This is a genomic window from Microbulbifer sediminum (assembly GCF_021729035.1).
Lineage (GTDB): Bacteria > Pseudomonadota > Gammaproteobacteria > Pseudomonadales > Cellvibrionaceae > Microbulbifer > Microbulbifer sediminum.
Genome location: NZ_JAJSAP010000010.1, coordinates 49806 through 64926 on the forward strand (window position 1 = coordinate 49806; position 15121 = coordinate 64926).

At 63.1% G+C, this 15121-nt stretch carries 13 protein-coding genes; 9 read left to right on the forward strand and 4 right to left on the reverse strand.

What is annotated here, in order from left to right:
• The first annotated feature begins 8 nt into the window (after window positions 1–8).
• The 4 genes from LVD11_RS15430 (at window position 9) to LVD11_RS15445 (ending at window position 2764) form a co-directional block, all read left to right on the forward strand.
• The gene (locus LVD11_RS15430; protein ID WP_237060451.1) at window positions 9–1013 is read left to right on the forward strand and encodes a DNA-directed RNA polymerase subunit alpha; all 1005 of its coding nucleotides are present in this window, start codon (window positions 9–11) and stop codon (window positions 1011–1013) included.
• A 124-nt stretch (window positions 1014–1137) separates the two neighbouring features.
• A complete protein-coding gene (gene rplQ / locus LVD11_RS15435) occupies window positions 1138–1533 on the forward strand; it encodes a 50S ribosomal protein L17 (protein ID WP_237060453.1) in 396 nt (131 codons plus the stop codon).
• A 100-nt stretch (window positions 1534–1633) separates the two neighbouring features.
• A complete protein-coding gene (locus LVD11_RS15440; RefSeq protein WP_237060455.1) occupies window positions 1634–1879 on the forward strand; it encodes a YeaC family protein in 246 nt (81 codons plus the stop codon).
• Between the two features lie 252 nt (window positions 1880–2131).
• Window positions 2132–2764 (forward strand): hypothetical protein, encoded by a 633-nt coding sequence (locus tag LVD11_RS15445; RefSeq protein WP_237060457.1) that lies wholly within the window; start codon window positions 2132–2134, stop codon window positions 2762–2764.
• 51 nt (window positions 2765–2815) lie between these two features.
• On the opposite strand, the gene LVD11_RS15450 is transcribed toward LVD11_RS15445, so the two are convergent.
• Window positions 2816–4270, reverse strand: coding sequence for a pectin acetylesterase-family hydrolase (locus tag LVD11_RS15450; protein WP_237060459.1), 1455 nt, complete (start codon window positions 4268–4270; stop codon window positions 2816–2818).
• 512 nt (window positions 4271–4782) lie between these two features.
• Here LVD11_RS15450 and LVD11_RS15455 point away from each other — a divergent pair.
• Window positions 4783–5844, forward strand: a complete 1062-nt coding sequence (locus LVD11_RS15455; protein ID WP_237060461.1) for a penicillin acylase family protein — start codon at window positions 4783–4785, stop codon at window positions 5842–5844.
• Window positions 5845–6046: 202 nt separating this feature from the next.
• Here LVD11_RS15455 and LVD11_RS15460 read toward each other — a convergent pair whose 3' ends face one another.
• The 3 genes from LVD11_RS15460 to uvrA are packed head-to-tail and all read right to left on the reverse strand — an operon-like array spanning window position 6047 to window position 10629.
• Window positions 6047–7273, reverse strand: a complete 1227-nt coding sequence (locus LVD11_RS15460; protein WP_237060463.1) for an Nramp family divalent metal transporter — start codon at window positions 7271–7273, stop codon at window positions 6047–6049.
• Between the two features lie 18 nt (window positions 7274–7291).
• The gene (locus tag LVD11_RS15465; RefSeq protein ID WP_237060465.1) at window positions 7292–7789 is read right to left on the reverse strand and encodes a GNAT family N-acetyltransferase; all 498 of its coding nucleotides are present in this window, start codon (window positions 7787–7789) and stop codon (window positions 7292–7294) included.
• Window positions 7790–7803: 14 nt separating this feature from the next.
• Window positions 7804–10629, reverse strand: a complete 2826-nt coding sequence (gene uvrA / locus LVD11_RS15470; protein ID WP_237060467.1) for an excinuclease ABC subunit UvrA — start codon at window positions 10627–10629, stop codon at window positions 7804–7806.
• A 106-nt stretch (window positions 10630–10735) separates the two neighbouring features.
• Here uvrA and LVD11_RS15475 point away from each other — a divergent pair, with 106 nt between their 5' ends.
• The 4 genes from LVD11_RS15475 (at window position 10736) to LVD11_RS15490 (ending at window position 15065) form a co-directional block, all read left to right on the forward strand.
• Complete coding sequence (locus LVD11_RS15475; protein ID WP_237060470.1) at window positions 10736–12151, forward strand: mannose-1-phosphate guanylyltransferase/mannose-6-phosphate isomerase; 1416 nt, start codon at window positions 10736–10738, stop codon at window positions 12149–12151.
• Window positions 12152–12264: 113 nt separating this feature from the next.
• Window positions 12265–13434, forward strand: a complete 1170-nt coding sequence (locus LVD11_RS15480; protein WP_237060471.1) for an MFS transporter — start codon at window positions 12265–12267, stop codon at window positions 13432–13434.
• Window positions 13435–13617: 183 nt separating this feature from the next.
• Window positions 13618–14208 carry a single-stranded DNA-binding protein gene (gene ssb, locus LVD11_RS15485; protein ID WP_237060472.1) on the forward strand — a complete coding sequence of 197 codons (591 nt, stop codon included), beginning with the start codon at window positions 13618–13620 and terminating at the stop codon, window positions 14206–14208.
• 14 nt (window positions 14209–14222) lie between these two features.
• On the forward strand, window positions 14223–15065 hold the full coding sequence (locus tag LVD11_RS15490; protein ID WP_237060473.1) for a sugar nucleotide-binding protein: 843 nt from the start codon (window positions 14223–14225) through the stop codon (window positions 15063–15065).
• The last annotated feature ends 56 nt before the right edge of the window (window positions 15066–15121 follow it).

Below are 15121 nucleotides of genomic sequence, written 5' to 3' on the forward strand. Positions count from 1 at the left end.
GTATGGCTATGCAGACTGCTGTCAACGAGTTTTTGACACCGCGTCGTATTGACGTCACTGAGTACAACCAGAATCACGCCAAAGTGGTACTGGAGCCCCTGGAGCGTGGCTTTGGCCACACTCTGGGTAACGCCCTGCGTCGCATCCTGCTCTCCTCCATGCCGGGCTGTGCCGTCACTGAAGTCGAAATCGACGGTGTCGAGCACGAGTACAGCGCCATCGAAGGTGTGCAGGAAGACGTGATCGAAATCCTGCTCAACCTGAAGGACGTTGCCGTCATCATGCACGGCAAGGACCAGGCAGTGCTGAGCCTGAGCAAGAAGGGCCCGGGTGCCGTGACCGCCGGAGACATCCAGGCGGACCACGACATCGAGATCGTCAACCCGGAGCACGTGATCGCCAACATCACTGGTGATGTGGAACTCAGCCTGCGTCTGACGGTGGCGCGCGGCCGTGGCTACCAGCCCGCCGACGCCCGCCATGAGGACGAGGAAGAAACCCGTGCTATCGGCCGTCTGCAGCTGGACGCTTCCTACAGCCCGGTTCGCCGCGTTTCCTATGCGGTCGAATCGGCGCGTGTAGAACAACGGACCGACCTGGATAAGCTGGTTCTGGACCTGGAGACCAATGGTACCCTGGATCCGGAAGAGGCCATCCGCCGCGCCGCCACCATCCTCCAGCAGCAGCTGGCAGTGTTTGTGGACCTGGAAGGGCCGGATGAGTCCCAGCCGAAGCAGGACGAGCCGGAAGTTGATCCGGTGCTGCTGCGCCCGGTCGACGACCTGGAGCTGACCGTACGTTCGGCCAACTGTCTGAAGGCAGAGAATATCTACTATATCGGTGACCTGATTCAGCGCACCGAAGTGGAGCTGCTGAAGACGCCGAACCTGGGCAAGAAGTCCCTGACCGAAATCAAGGACGTTCTGGCTTCCCGCGGTCTTTCCCTGGGTATGCGCCTTGAGAACTGGCCCCCGGCCAGCCTCAAGGGTGACAGCAAGCTGAGCCCCCTGTAAGCATCTGGTAAGCGCGGCCGTTGGTCGCGCTGTCGATAGATAGAACCCGAGCGGTGACACGACCCTGTGCGGCACCGCTCCAGAACGACCTGCTGAGAAAGCAACTGTCGTAAGGAATTGAGTTATGCGTCATCGCTATAGTGGCCGTAAATTCAGCCGTACCAGTTCCCATCGCAAGGCCATGTTCAAGAACATGACCGCGTCACTGGTAGAACATGAACTGATCAAAACCACACTGCCGAAAGCCAAGGAGCTGCGTCGCGTTGCCGAGCCGCTGATCACCCTGGCCAAGAAGGACAGTGTTGCCAACCGTCGCCTGGCTTTCGCCCGTATCCGTGACAAGGACGCGGTTAAGAAGCTGTTTGACGAACTGGGTCCGCGTTACGAAGCGCGCCCGGGTGGCTACATCCGCATCCTGAAGTGTGGCTTCCGTGCCGGCGACAAGGCCCCGATGGCCTACGTTGAGCTGGTTGACCGCCCGCAGGCAGAGGACGACGCAGCAGAGGCCGCCGAGGCCTGAGCCGCAGTCGTCAACGAAAAAGCCGGTCCCTGACCGGCTTTTTTTTCGCCTGTTTGGCGTATAATTGAGCTCGCGTACCAATAGTCCCCGGAGGCTCCCCATGGACCTGCACCAGTTGCTGGATAACCTGAACCCCCAGATCGTCGGCAGCCTCAAGCGCGCTATCGAACTCGGCAAGTGGCCGAATGGCGTGGCCCTGACAAGTGAGCAGAAGATGCTGTGTGCGGAAGCGGTGCGTGCCTGGGAGCTGCGTAACCTGCCCAGCGAAGCCCATGTTGGCTATGTTGCGCCCAAGAAGTCACCCTGTGGCGACAAGGATGAAGACCAGCCCCTGAATTGGCGCTGAGTGCTGTCCGCACCTTCCCTGCCCGGGCGAGACACAATTGCCCGGGGCTATACTCATGCCGTGAAGCTTTGCGGCGCCATATTCCTGTTCCCCTTACCTCAGTTTTAGCGCTGGTCGCCGTGCTACGCCTTTCTCTCCATCGCCTGGCATCCGGTTAAACCCGGTTTGTTGCCTGACTCTCGGCGCTGACCGGAGTGGGCGGTATGCTGGGAGCTTGTTACGCGCGTTAATTTCCGGACAGGGAGTCTGCTTATGCGAAAGGGTTACAGTGGATGGCTCTGGGGGCTGTCGGCGGCGGCGATTGTTGTCTGGTGGGCTGTGACGAGGTCATATCCGTCGGTCGATGTGAATGGTATTGCCGTACCGGTGGCAGGGCAGGACAGCGCCTCCTCCGTCGGGATTGTCGAGCCGGCCAGGGCTGACCCCGAGGCATTCCAGGACCAGCTGTTGTCGCACCCGCGGGTAGAGGCTTACCTGGACCGTGAAGAGGAGAAACGTACCCTCAGGGCGTATTTCTCCAGCAACGGGGATGCTATCAGCGATGCGGAAGCCTGGGCCCTGATTGAGCGTATCGAGGCGGAGGGTCGGGTTATCGCGTCCGAGGGCCTTGCCCTCAAGCTGGCGTGGCTGGAGCGCAACAGTGCTGGCCGGGCAGATTTCGACGAGGCCGCCGCGGGATTGATAGCCGAGTATCGCCAGAAAGCGGAAGCGCAACAGCCATACGACCCGTATCGGGAAGAGCCGGGATTCGCCCGTTATAAAGCCATGGAGGCGGCAATCATCGAGCGGGTCCAGGCGATGGATAAATTTCCGGAGGGGCTGACTCGTCAGCAATATCTGCGCCGGCAACTGCAAGGGGCCCGGGAAGAAGCGTATGGCAACTGAAGCAAGGCCGCACAGGGTGCGGCCTTTTTAGGTGTGCCTGCCAATGCAAAATTAAAGCAGTCCGTCCACCAGGTCGTAGAACCAGTTATTGTTATTCTCGAAATCAGAAGTCTCGTCGGTTTCGTAGGCGCGAATAAAGCCGCCGCCCTGGTAGTTGACGATGTTGTTTAGGAAGTCCCGGGTCTCGAGTCCCAGCTCTGCGATTTCGCCGTACTGCAGGTCGAGCACGGTGGTGCAATGGCTTTCATTGAAATTGCGGAACCTGGGGAAGTAGTAGCCCCAGTTGCCGGTCTGTTCCAGCATCGGAATCAGGTTGCTGAAGGTATCCTGCTGCCACTTGTCACGGAGCTTTGCCAGTTTTGATTCCGCATCCGGGTCACTGCCGATATCCTCAAAGAATCGCTCATAGGAGTAGGAGGAGAAATTACCGTCGGCAAGGAAGTGGGTAATACCCAGCCTGTCTGCGGGGAATTTTTGTGACAGTCCACCGTAAAGAGTGGCCAGGGCATTGGGGTCGAACCCGGGAGTGATCTGCGTGAGCAGGTTGATTGGATTCTCTGCGGCCGTATCGCCGTCATCGGTGTAGGTGGTCCAGGAGTCCAGCACTTCCCGGTGCAATGGCAATGACGGATAGGTCTGGGGGTCATTGCTGTTCCGCGGGGCGTCAAACAGCGGGCCGGAATCGTCCAGCAGGTAGCCGTAATCCACGCCCATATCCGCACGCAATTTCGAGTAGTTCAGCAGGGCACCGATACTGCCGGCGCTGCAACCGGCGGCAAGCATCTGTCGCGGTTTTTGCAGGTTGTTCTTTACCCAGGAGGTGACCGCCTGCACGTTGCGCAGGCCATTGTGGTGCCAGATCAAGTCCGGGTTCTGTCCGGTTGGATCCGCGTAAACCTGGGTCTTGTCGCCCACATAAATGTCACCGGTACAGTAGGGCACGTAGACGATATTCCACTCACCGGTTTTGAACTGGTCGTAGGGATGATGGGTGTAGATCAGTGGCGACGCGGCCGCCGTGCCCAGGTTGGATGAGTTTTCGAAATCCAGCAGGTTGATATTCTGCACGTAGTCATCGGGAATTCCATTGGGGTTGCGCGCCCCGCGGATGCCGGCCTGGCCGGAGCAGCTCTCATAGTCCCAGCAGGCGCCGCCGCCCTCGAAATAGAAAATGGTATTGCTGGTATCCGGCACCCGGTAGACAAAAAACTTGTAGGGCGACCCGTTGCCACACATGGCCCCGGTACTTGCCGGTACATCGACTTTCTGCCAGTTGTCGTAATCGGCCGGGTTGAACCCGTCATCAAAGCCGGCAACTTCCCGGGTCAGCGGGTACATCCCGTGGGTTTGCTCTTCGGTCACTGGCGCATTGGCCTGGCGGGGTACGATGAGATTGCCGAGGGTGGCCCAGAAACCGTAGTCGCCGGGTTCGGCACTGACCTGGGCGCTGAGCGTGATGCTGATGGCGGCACAGGCGAGTGCCGCACTGCGGAGAACTTTTATCATTTTATCCCCTGAGTTTTCAGTGAGTATCAGTCGTTTTCTCTCTGGCTGCGCTAGTTGGTACAGGGCCGTACTGCGGGGACAAAAATGCCTGGGGAATGTCCGTCTCGACCGGAGTGAAACGGGCGCGGAGCCGGTTCGCTACTTCGGTAAAACGCCCTGAGCCTAGTGCCTTGTCGGCCAATGGTCGAGAATATTTGCAGGCAGAACCATTGGGTCACCATAGACGTACCAGTCTACTCGGCAAGCTGAAAACTGCTTCACAAATTCAGGTGGAAAACAGAGTCAGCAAGTCACTCCCGGCAGGCTTTACCCGGCATCACGTGTGGGGGACACTGGCAGCAATAACAATAATCCTGGTGAGTCTATGGTCCGGTTAAAACGGCGGCGGTGGCAGTGTCTGCGGCACTCGTGGTTGCCTTCCTGAGCCTGCCCCCGGGGATCGAAACCCAGCTGGCGCGGCACGGCTTTACTGCCGCCGCGGGACATTATGATGTGGAGATATTACGGGACAAGTGGGGGGGCCACATATCTACGGCAGCACCGACCCCGATGTGGCCTTCGGGCTCGCCTATGCCCACGCCGAGGATGACTTTGCCACCATCCAGGACGTGATCCTCGCAATCCGCGGCACACTGGCGGCGGAGAAAGGCATGGCTGCCGCGAAGACCGATTACCTGGCCCAGTGGATGGGCATCTGGCCGGCAATCGAGCGCGGTTACACCAAGCTGCCGGCGCAGACACGTGTGGTTGCCGAGGCCTATGCCGCGGGGCTCAACCTTTATGCCGCGCACAATCCGGAGCGGGTTTCCCGCTACCTGTTGCCGGGCGACCGCTCCAAACTCATCTGGCGCGACTACCGGGATTTCAGTGCCATGCCCAGCACCGTCAATCTCGCTTCGGGACTGGTCTACAACGCCAGCAATCCCTCGTTCCACTCAACTGACGGCGACGACGATGCCTGGGCAGAGGATTACCCGGACAGCATGGGTATTGAAACCCGGGTTACCAACCGGGCCCTGCAGATCGAGTCGTTCTACGGTGCCGAGCAAAAGATCTCTGCAGACGAATTCGTTCGATTCAAGTTCGACCACCGCCACCACCCGGGCTCGTACCAGGTGAAAGCACTGCGCCGCTGGCTGGCCAGCGAAAAACCCGCAGGTTTGCAGCGCGAGCCCTATCGCTCGGCGCTGGCCGCCCTGGCGCACTGGGACCTGTCCACGTCCCGCGACAATCGGCAGGCGGCCCTGGCCGTACTGACGCTGCAGCCGGTGCAGGACGCCGGGAACGAAGCGGTTTCCGATACTGCGATCGGGCGGGCATTCCGGCGGGCGGTGGATCAGCTGGTCGAGCATCACGGCAGCACCGGGGTGCCCTATCGCGAGGTCAATCGCCATGTCCGCGCGGACAAGAGCTGGCCGCTAAACGGCGGGCCGGATACGCTGCGTGCGGTCTACGGCGGGCCGCTGAATGGGGGGGGTGAGCTGGAGAATCGTGCCGGCGATGGCTACATCATGGTGGTCGCCTGGGGCGCTGAGGGACAGGTGCGCTCGCGCGCGGTGCATCACTTCGGCTGAGCCACCCTTGACAGTACATCGCCTCACTACGCGGGCCAGGCGTCGCTGTTCGCCGCAGAGAAGCTGCGGCCGGTGTATTTCGAGCGGGCAGCGCTGGAGCCCCATGTCTCGCGTCGCTACCGCCCGGGACAGGAGTGATCAAAAGATGAAACGCTCCCTCGACTGATGTCCCGGGTGGGGGGCGCCTGCGGGTAAGGTGCCGTCAGAGCAGCCCGAATGCCGACATCAGGCTGCGGCCGCCGAGCATGAACGTTACCAGCAATACCAGCAGCCCGGCCAGGTTCTGCCAGCGGGAATTGCGGTATTCGCCGAGCCTGGGCGTATTCATTTCCCACAGCAGGAATCCGGTAACAATGGGCAGCAACAGGCCGTTGGCTACCTGGGCAAACCAGATTACCTGCACCGGCTTCATTTCCAGCGTGGCGATCCCCGCGCCGGTGACCAGTACCGCGATCCACAGGCTGCGAAAGCCCGTGGACCTGAGATCGGGACGCAGGCCCAGGGCGCCGCCCAGGGCGTAGGCGGCTGCCAGTGGGGCAGTAACCGCCGAGGAAATACCTGCGGCGAAAAGGCCCACTCCCATCATGGCGGTGGCGAGGTCGCCGAACAGTGGCCGCATGGAGGTGGCAATATCGGCGGCCCCCTGCAACTCCAGCTGGTGCCGGAAGAAAGCCGCTGCAGCAGTGGCGACAATGGCCATGGAGATCAGCCCACCGAGGGGGATGGAAAAAAGGATATCGCTGCGCGCGCGGGAAAGATCGCGCGGATCACGCCACTTGCGGCTGGCACTCGCACTGTGCAGGAACAGGTTGTAGGGCACCACGGTGGTTCCCACCAGGGCGATCACGGTCAGGGCCGCACCTTTCGGCAGTTGCGGCACCAGCAGTCCGCGAAGCAGGGCGGGAATATCGGGCCGGCTGATGAGGAAGGTGGCCAGGAATGCCAGGCTCATCAGGCCCACCAGGGCGATCAGGGACTTTTCCACCAGGCGGTAGCTGCCACTCCACAGCAGTGCAAAGGCCACCAGGGCGATCAGCAGGGCCCAGGGATTGAAGGCCCGGGCGGATGGGTCCCCATCACCGGTGAGGGCGCGAAGGCCCATGCTGGCGCCGGCGATATTGCCGCCCTGATAGGCGGCATTGCCCACCAGGATGGCGCTGGCCACCAGGGCGATGGCGGCGAATCGCGGCAGCGGCCGGCGAAAGGACTCGCGGATATTTTCCCCGAGGCCGCGGCCGGTGACCACGCCCAGGCGCGCGGCCATTTCCTGCAGCACCACGCTGGCGAGTACCGCGAACAGCAGTGCCCAGAGCAGGGCGTAGCCATAGTTGGCGCCGGCGAGGCTGGCGGTGACCACGGTACCGGGGCCGATAAAAGCCGCCGCGACCATGGTTGCGGGACCGATATTCAGGTGTTTGCCGATTTTCATTATTTTTATGTTCTGCTGTTAATTGGCGTAGAGGTGGAGCCCTGTTTCTTCCGGGGTTAAATCGACCTGCCGCTCGAACTGCATGCCCACTTTTTTCAGCACCCGGACCGAGCCTGAATTTTCCGGTTGCACCAGGCCCACGATCCGTTGCAGTCCCATTTCCCCGCGACCGTAGAGCATGACAGCCTGTGCAGATTCGGTGGCCAGTCCGCGCCCCCAGTACGCGGGCAGGAATCGGTAGCCGATATCCACCTCTTTGATTTCCGGTACAAACTTGAGGCCGCAGAAGCCAACCAGGTGGCCCGTGGTCTTCTCGATACAGGCCAGGCGACCGAAGCCCCGCTCGCGGTAATCGCGCAGCGGTTTGCTTTTCAGGGCCTCGGTGGCCTCGGCCAGTGAGGCGAACGGGGCCTGGCCGGTGTAGCGGACCACTGCGGGGTCGGCGCTGAGGGCATAGAAGCCCGGCGCATCGTCCAGCGTGAATTTTCGCAGTAGCAGTCGCGCCGTTTCTATCACCGGTAACAGTGCCGTTATTGCAGCATCGGCTTCAGGAAGCGCCCGGTGTGGGAAACCTCCATTTCCGCGACTTCCTCGGGGCTGCCGGTGGCGATGATTTCGCCACCACCGGAGCCGCCCTCGGGGCCCAGGTCGACAATCCAGTCGGCGGTCTTGATCACATCCAGGTTGTGCTCGATCACCACCACGGTATTGCCGTGATCGCGCAGCCGGTGCAGTACGTCGAGCAGTAGCTGGATATCGGCAAAATGCAGCCCGGTGGTGGGCTCGTCGAGGATATACAGCGTCTGGCCGGTGTCCCGCTTGGACAGCTCCCGGGACAGCTTCACCCGCTGCGCCTCACCGCCGGACAGGGTGGTGGCCGCCTGGCCCAGCTTGATATAGGACAGGCCCACATCCATCAGGGTCTGCAGTTTCTTGGCGATGGCCGGCACCGGGTCGAAGAACTCGCGGGCCTCCTCCACCGTCATCTCGAGGACCTCGTTGATGTTCTTGCCCTTGTAGTGCACCTCGAGGGTCTCGCGGTTGTAGCGCTTGCCCTTGCAGGTGTCGCAGGGCACGTAGATATCCGGCAGGAAGTGCATCTCCACCTTGATCACGCCATCGCCCTGACAGGCCTCGCAGCGACCGCCCTTGACGTTGAAGCTGAAGCGCCCGGGCTTGTAGCCGCGGGAGCGGGCTTCCTGGGTGCCGGCGAAGAGCTCGCGGATCGGGGTGAAGATCCCGGTGTAGGTGGCGGGATTCGACCGCGGCGTGCGGCCGATAGGGCTCTGGTCGATATCCACGCACTTGTCGAAATGCTCCAGGCCGTGGACCGCCTCGTGGGGGGCGGCCTTGAGGGTGGTGGCCTTGTTCAGCGCTGTCGCCGCCAGGGGGTAAAGGGTGGCGTTGACGAGGGTGGACTTGCCCGAGCCGGATACGCCGGTCACACAGGTGAGCAGGCCCACTGGAATCTCCAGGTCGACCTCCTTGAGGTTGTTGCCGCTGGCGCCCTCGATACGCAACATATAATCCGGATCCGGCAGGTAGCGCTCCTCGGGTACGGCGATCTCCTTGGCGCCGGACAGGTACTGACCGGTAAGCGAGCGCTCACAGGCGGTGATGCTCTCTGCGGGCCCCGCGGCCACGACCTCGCCGCCGTGCACGCCGGCACCGGGGCCGATATCCACGATGTAGTCGGCACTGCGGATGGCGTCCTCGTCGTGCTCCACCACGATCACCGTATTGCCCAGGTCGCGCAGGTGGGTGAGGGTGGCCAGCAGGCGCTCGTTGTCGCGCTGGTGCAGCCCGATGGAGGGTTCGTCGAGGATATACATCACGCCCACCAGGCCGGCGCCGATCTGGCTGGCCAGGCGGATGCGCTGGGCCTCACCGCCGGACAGTGTCTCGGCACTGCGATTGAGGGTCAGGTAGTTGAGGCCCACATCCACCAGGAAACGGAAGCGGTCCCGCAACTCCTTGAGGATCTTGTCGGCAATCTCTTTCTGTGCGCCCTGGAAGGTGATCTGGTGGTCGAAGTAATCAAAGGCATCGCCCACCGGCAATTCGGTGATCTGCGCCAGGGTGCGGTCGTTCACGAATACATTGCGCGCCTCGCGGCGCAGGCGCGTGCCGCCGCACTCAGGGCAGTTCTGGGTGCTGAGGTATTTGGCCAGCTCGTCGCGCACCGACTGCGACTCGGTGTCGCGGTAGCGGCGCTGGAAATTGGGGATGATGCCCTCGAAGGTATGCCGGCGCACCGTTACATCGCCGCGGTCGTTGACGTAGCTGAAGTCGATGACCTCGTCGCCGCTGCCGTGCAGTATCACTTCTCGGTGGGCCTTGCGCAGCTTGTTCCAGGGCTTGTCCAGGTTAAAGCCATAGTGCTCTGCCAGCGAGTCGAGCATATGGTAGTAGTAGATGTTGCGGCGGTCCCAGCCGCGGATGGCGCCCTCGGAGATGCTGCTCTCCGGGTCCAGGATCACCTTGTCTTCGTCGAAGAACTGCTTGACCCCCAGGCCATCGCAGCTGGGGCAGGCGCCGGCCGGGTTGTTGAATGAGAACAGCCGCGGTTCCAGCTCGTTCAGTGAGTAATCACATACCGGGCAGGCGTGGCGGGCGGAGAACAGGCGGTCCTCCTGGTCGCCGTCCATGAAGCTGATGGAGGCGATGCCCTCGGTCAGGGTGAGGGCCGTCTCGAATGACTCGGACAGGCGCAGTTGCAGGTCATCACGTACCTTGAACCGATCCACCACCACTTCGATCGTGTGCTTCTTGCGTTTGTCCAGCTTGGGGGTGTCGTCCAGGTCGCAGACCACGCCGTCAATCCGTGCGCGAACGAAGCCGTCACGGCGCAGCCGCTCGAATACGTGCAGGTGTTCGCCCTTGCGGTCGCGCACCACCGGTGCCAGCAGCATCAGCTTGCTGCCCTCCGGCAGCGCCAGCACCTGGTCGACCATCTGGCTGACGGTCTGGGCCTGCAGGGGTTCGGCGTGGTCGGGGCAGCGCGGCTCGCCCACCCGGGCAAACAGCAGGCGCAGGTAGTCGTAGATCTCGGTAATGGTGCCCACGGTGGAGCGCGGGTTGTGGGAGGTGGATTTCTGCTCGATGGAGATGGCCGGGGACAGGCCCTCCACGGTATCCACGTCCGGCTTTTCCATCATCGACAGGAACTGCCGGGCGTAGGTGGACAGCGACTCCACGTAGCGGCGCTGGCCTTCGGCATAAAGGGTGTCGAAGGCCAGTGAGGACTTGCCGGAACCGGAAAGCCCGGTGATCACGATCAGTTTATCGCGGGGAATATCCAGGTCGATATTCTTCAGGTTGTGGGTGCGCGCACCCCGGACATAAATCGTATCCACGCAGCATCCTGTGGTTTGGTCGGAAAACAGGCAAGTATAATCTCTCCGGCACTTGTGCCAAAATCTGGCTCCAAATCAACCACCCTTACCACCGGAACGGATATCCATGATTCCCGTGATTCTCTGCGGCGGCACCGGCTCGCGCCTGTGGCCGCTCTCCCGTGAAGCCTACCCGAAACAGTTCCTGCCGCTGGCGGGCAGCGAAACCATGCTGCAGGCCACCGCCATGCGCCTGGACGGCATCGCGAATGTGGCGGCGCCGATCCTGGTCTGCAACGAGGAGCACCGCTTTGCCGCGGCCGAGCAGCTGCAGGAGATTGGCCGTTCGGCACAGTCGATCCTGCTGGAGCCCTGCGCCCGCAATACCGCGCCGGCCATCGCACTCGCGGCACTGGCCGCACTCGAGGACGCGGGCGAGGGCGATGAGCCAATGCTGCTGGTACTGCCGGCCGACCATGCGGTAACTGATGTACCGGCGTTCGAGCGAGCGGTGGACAGCGCCCGTGAACTGGCGAAACGCGGTCACCTGGTCACCTTCGGCATCGTGCCCACCTGTGCCGAGACCGGCTACGGTTACATCCGTCGCGGCGAGGACCTGGGGGAGGGTGCCTGGAAGGTGGCCGATTTTGTCGAGAAGCCGGATGCCGCGACCGCGGAGCGCTACCTGGACAGCGGCGACTACAGCTGGAACAGCGGCATGTTCCTGTTCCGCGCCTCGCGCTACCTGGAGGAGCTGCGCGAATACCGGCCGGATATTCTCGAAGCCTGCCGGGCGGCCTTCGCCGGTGCGGCGCGGGACCTGGATTTCACCCGGGTCGACGCCGCAGCCTTCGCGGCCTGCGACAGCGAATCGGTGGATTACGCGGTGATGGAGCGCACCGAGTCCGCGGCGGTGGTGCCGATGGCGGCGGGCTGGAGTGATGTGGGCTCCTGGTCTGCGCTATGGGAGCTGGCGGAGAAGGACAGCGACGGCAACCGGCTGCACGGCGACGTGTTGGCGGAGGATGCCAGCGGTTGCCTGGTGCACGGGGACAATCGCCTGGTGAGCCTGCTGGGGGTGCGTGACCTGGTGGTGGTGGATACCGACGATGCGATATTGATCGCCGACAAGGGCCGTGTGCAGGAGGTCAAGAAACTGGTACAGCGACTGGACCAATCCGGTCGCGGCGAGGCGCGGGCACACCGCAAGGTCTATCGCCCCTGGGGATATTACGACTCCATCGACGCCGGTCCCCGTTTCCAGGTAAAGCGCATCGTGGTGAAACCGGGTCGCCAGCTGTCGCTGCAGATGCACCACCATCGGGCGGAGCACTGGATCGTGGTGCGCGGCACCGCCCGTGTGACCCGCGGTGAGGAAGAGCTGCTGGTGACGGAAAATGAATCCACTTACATCCCGCTGGGGGTGACCCACCGGCTGGAAAATCCGGGTTCCATCCCGCTGGAGCTGATCGAGGTCCAGTCCGGCAGCTACCTGGGAGAGGACGATATCGTCCGCCTGGAAGACAAATACGGGCGTAGCTGACCACAAGGCAGGCTCGACGGCGCGGTTCCGGTTCCCAACCGGGGCCCCGCCGCTGTTACAATGCGCGCCCATTGATGTTGTGCGCCCGGATTGCCGGATGAACCCCTCTGCCCATGAATGCCACTGAACGACGTGCCCTGATGGGGCTCGCCTCGCTTTACATATTTCGCATGCTCGGCCTGTTTATGGTGCTGCCGGTACTGTCCGTTTACGGTGCCGGCTATAGCCATAGCACACCGTTCCTGCTGGGTATTGCCCTGGGCGCCTACGGGTTGAGCCAGGCCGTGCTGCAGGTGCCGCTGGGCATCCTGTCGGACCGCTGGGGGCGCAAGCCGGTCATTTTCCTCGGGTTGGGGGTGTTTGCCCTCGGCAGCGCGGTGGCGGCCAACACCGACTCCGTTTACGGCCTGATTGCCGGCCGGGTGCTGCAGGGCTGCGGAGCCATTGCCGCAGCGACCATGGCGCTGATGGCGGACCTGACCCGGGACGAGAACCGCGGCAAGGCGATGGCGGCGATCGGGGCTGCCATCGGGGTATCATTTATGCTCGCGGTCATGCTGGGGCCGGTGCTGGCGGGCGCCGGCGGGCTGGCGGCGATTTTCTGGGTGACCGCCGGGTTGGCGCTGTTGGGCATGCTGATGCTCTGGCGCCTGGTACCGACACCGGCGGAATCCGCGCGGCCGGCGGTGAACCGTGCCGGCTTCCGGGAGCTGCTGGCCAGCGGCAACACCTGGCAACTGGTCAGCGGAGTGTTCTTTTCCCACCTGCTGCTGACCGCCCTGTTTGTGCCTCTGCCACTGGTACTGGTGGAGAAGCTGGGCGTGCCCGGGGCCGGGCACTGGAAAATATACGGACCGCTGATGCTGGGCGCCTTCGTGGTGATGCTGCCGCTGATGCGGCAAGCCGAGCGCCAGGGGCGTGTGCGCCAGGCGATGGCACTTGCCCTGCTGGGCCTGGGGGCTGGCAGTGCCGCCCTGGTGGTGCCGACAGGCCCCGTGGGGCTGCTGGCGTTACTGGCGTTGTTCTTTATCGCCTTCAACCTGCTTGAGGCGCTGTTGCCGGCCCAGCTGACGCGCACCGCACCGGCGGAATCCCGCGGCGCGGCCAGCGGCCTGTACGCAACCTTCCAGTTCCTGGGGGCATTTGCCGGGGGCAGCCTGGGCGGATACCTGTTCGGAGCCGGCGGCGCGCCCTGGGTCGCCGGGCTGGGCGGCGTGGTGCTGGTGGCCTGGGGGCTGCTGTGGTGGTTCCTGCGGGAGCGCCGGCAGCTGGCGCCCGGCTGAGCTGGGCACCCCGGCGGCGACTGTTGTATGCTGCTGGATAAAAATACACTGGTTGCAGGGGGCAACCGTCCGGTGGTGCCGTTGTTGCGGCGCCAGCCGGTGTTACGGACAGCCTGAGACTATTTACTAGACCATTTGATAATTGCCGCCCGGGGTGTACCGCGGGCGAAAGAGGAGAGGGCCATGGCCAAGGGTATTAACAAAGTCATCCTGATCGGCAATCTGGGCGCTGACCCGGAAACCCGCTATATGCCGAGCGGTGGTGCGGTCACCAACGTCAACCTGGCGACTTCCGAAACCTGGAAGGACAAGCAGACCGGCCAGCAGCAGGAACGTACCGAGTGGCACCGGGTGGTGTTCTTCAACCGTCTGGCGGAGATCGCCGGCGAGTACCTGCGCAAGGGCAGCAAGGTGTATATCGAAGGTTCTCTGCGCACGCGTAAGTGGCAGGACAAGAACAGCGGCCAGGATCGCTACACCACTGAAATCGTTGCCAACGAGATGCAGATGCTCGACAGCCGCGGTGGAGACCAGGGTGGCTATGGCCAGGGCATGGGCAACCAGGGTGGTTACGGCCAGCAGAACCAGGGTGGTTACGGCCAGCAGAACCAGGGTGGCTTCCAGCAGGGCGGCGACCCCTATGCCCAGGGCAACCAGGGGCGTTCCGCACCCTCGCCCATGGCCCCCTCAAACCAGCCGCCGTCTAACCAGCAGCCGAACCAGGCGCCTGCTGGCGGTTTCGACAACAGCTTTGATGACGATATTCCGTTCTGATTCGCGGATCCTGCGTGCCTGACTATCACACGGGTTACCAGCCGGACACTGTCGCCGTTATCGGTGCCGGCAACTATATCGATGCGCCGCTGCAGAAACGCCTGCAGCGGGTGGGTTTTCGTGTGCAGCTGCTCGGCCCGGCCGAACTCGACCAGTTGCGCCCGGGGGCCCTGGTCATCAATGCGGCCGCTTGTGCCGGCAGCAATGCGATGGGCGAGGCCCTGCAGGTATGCCGCGACCTGGCCGGACGCGATGATTACAGTCACCTACTGCATATCTCCTCTTACCGGGTTTTTGCCGGCGGCGCGCAGAAGCGTTATGACGAAGACGACGATCCCAACACGGAATCCCCCAATGGTCGACAGTGGCTGGCGTGCGAGCGGGCACTGGCGAGCAGCAAAAGCCTGACGGTGCTGCGCTTCGGGTGGATGGTGGATCGCAGTGAGAGCGCACTGTTGGCGCGCGTGCTGAAGGCCCTGCTGGAAAACCGGCCAATCGCCGTGGACGATGAGAGCCGGGGCAGCCCGGTAACCGTTGCCGACCTGGTGCGGGTGGTGGTGGCGGTGGTCCAGCAGCTGGCCAGTGGCGCCCCGCCTGCTGGTGTCTATCACTACGGTGCCGCGGACAGTTGTACGGCACTGGAGTTCGCCCGGGAGGCTGTGGAGCGGGCCCAGTCTTTCCTCGATGAAGGCACTGCAATGGAGCCTGAGCCACTGGCCGAGCCTGTGGGCAATCACAGCGCGGTACTGGCCTGTAACAGCCTGCGGGACGTGTTCGGTATCCAGCAGCGCAGCTGGCGCCAGGGGCTTACCCGCCAGGTGGAGTTGTGGCTCGAGCGGCTTGGCAGCGGCCGGTGAAAATGGCCCCGGCCGGGGCGCAGCGCCATGTAAAGCGCGCTCCGGGCCGGTGTCCC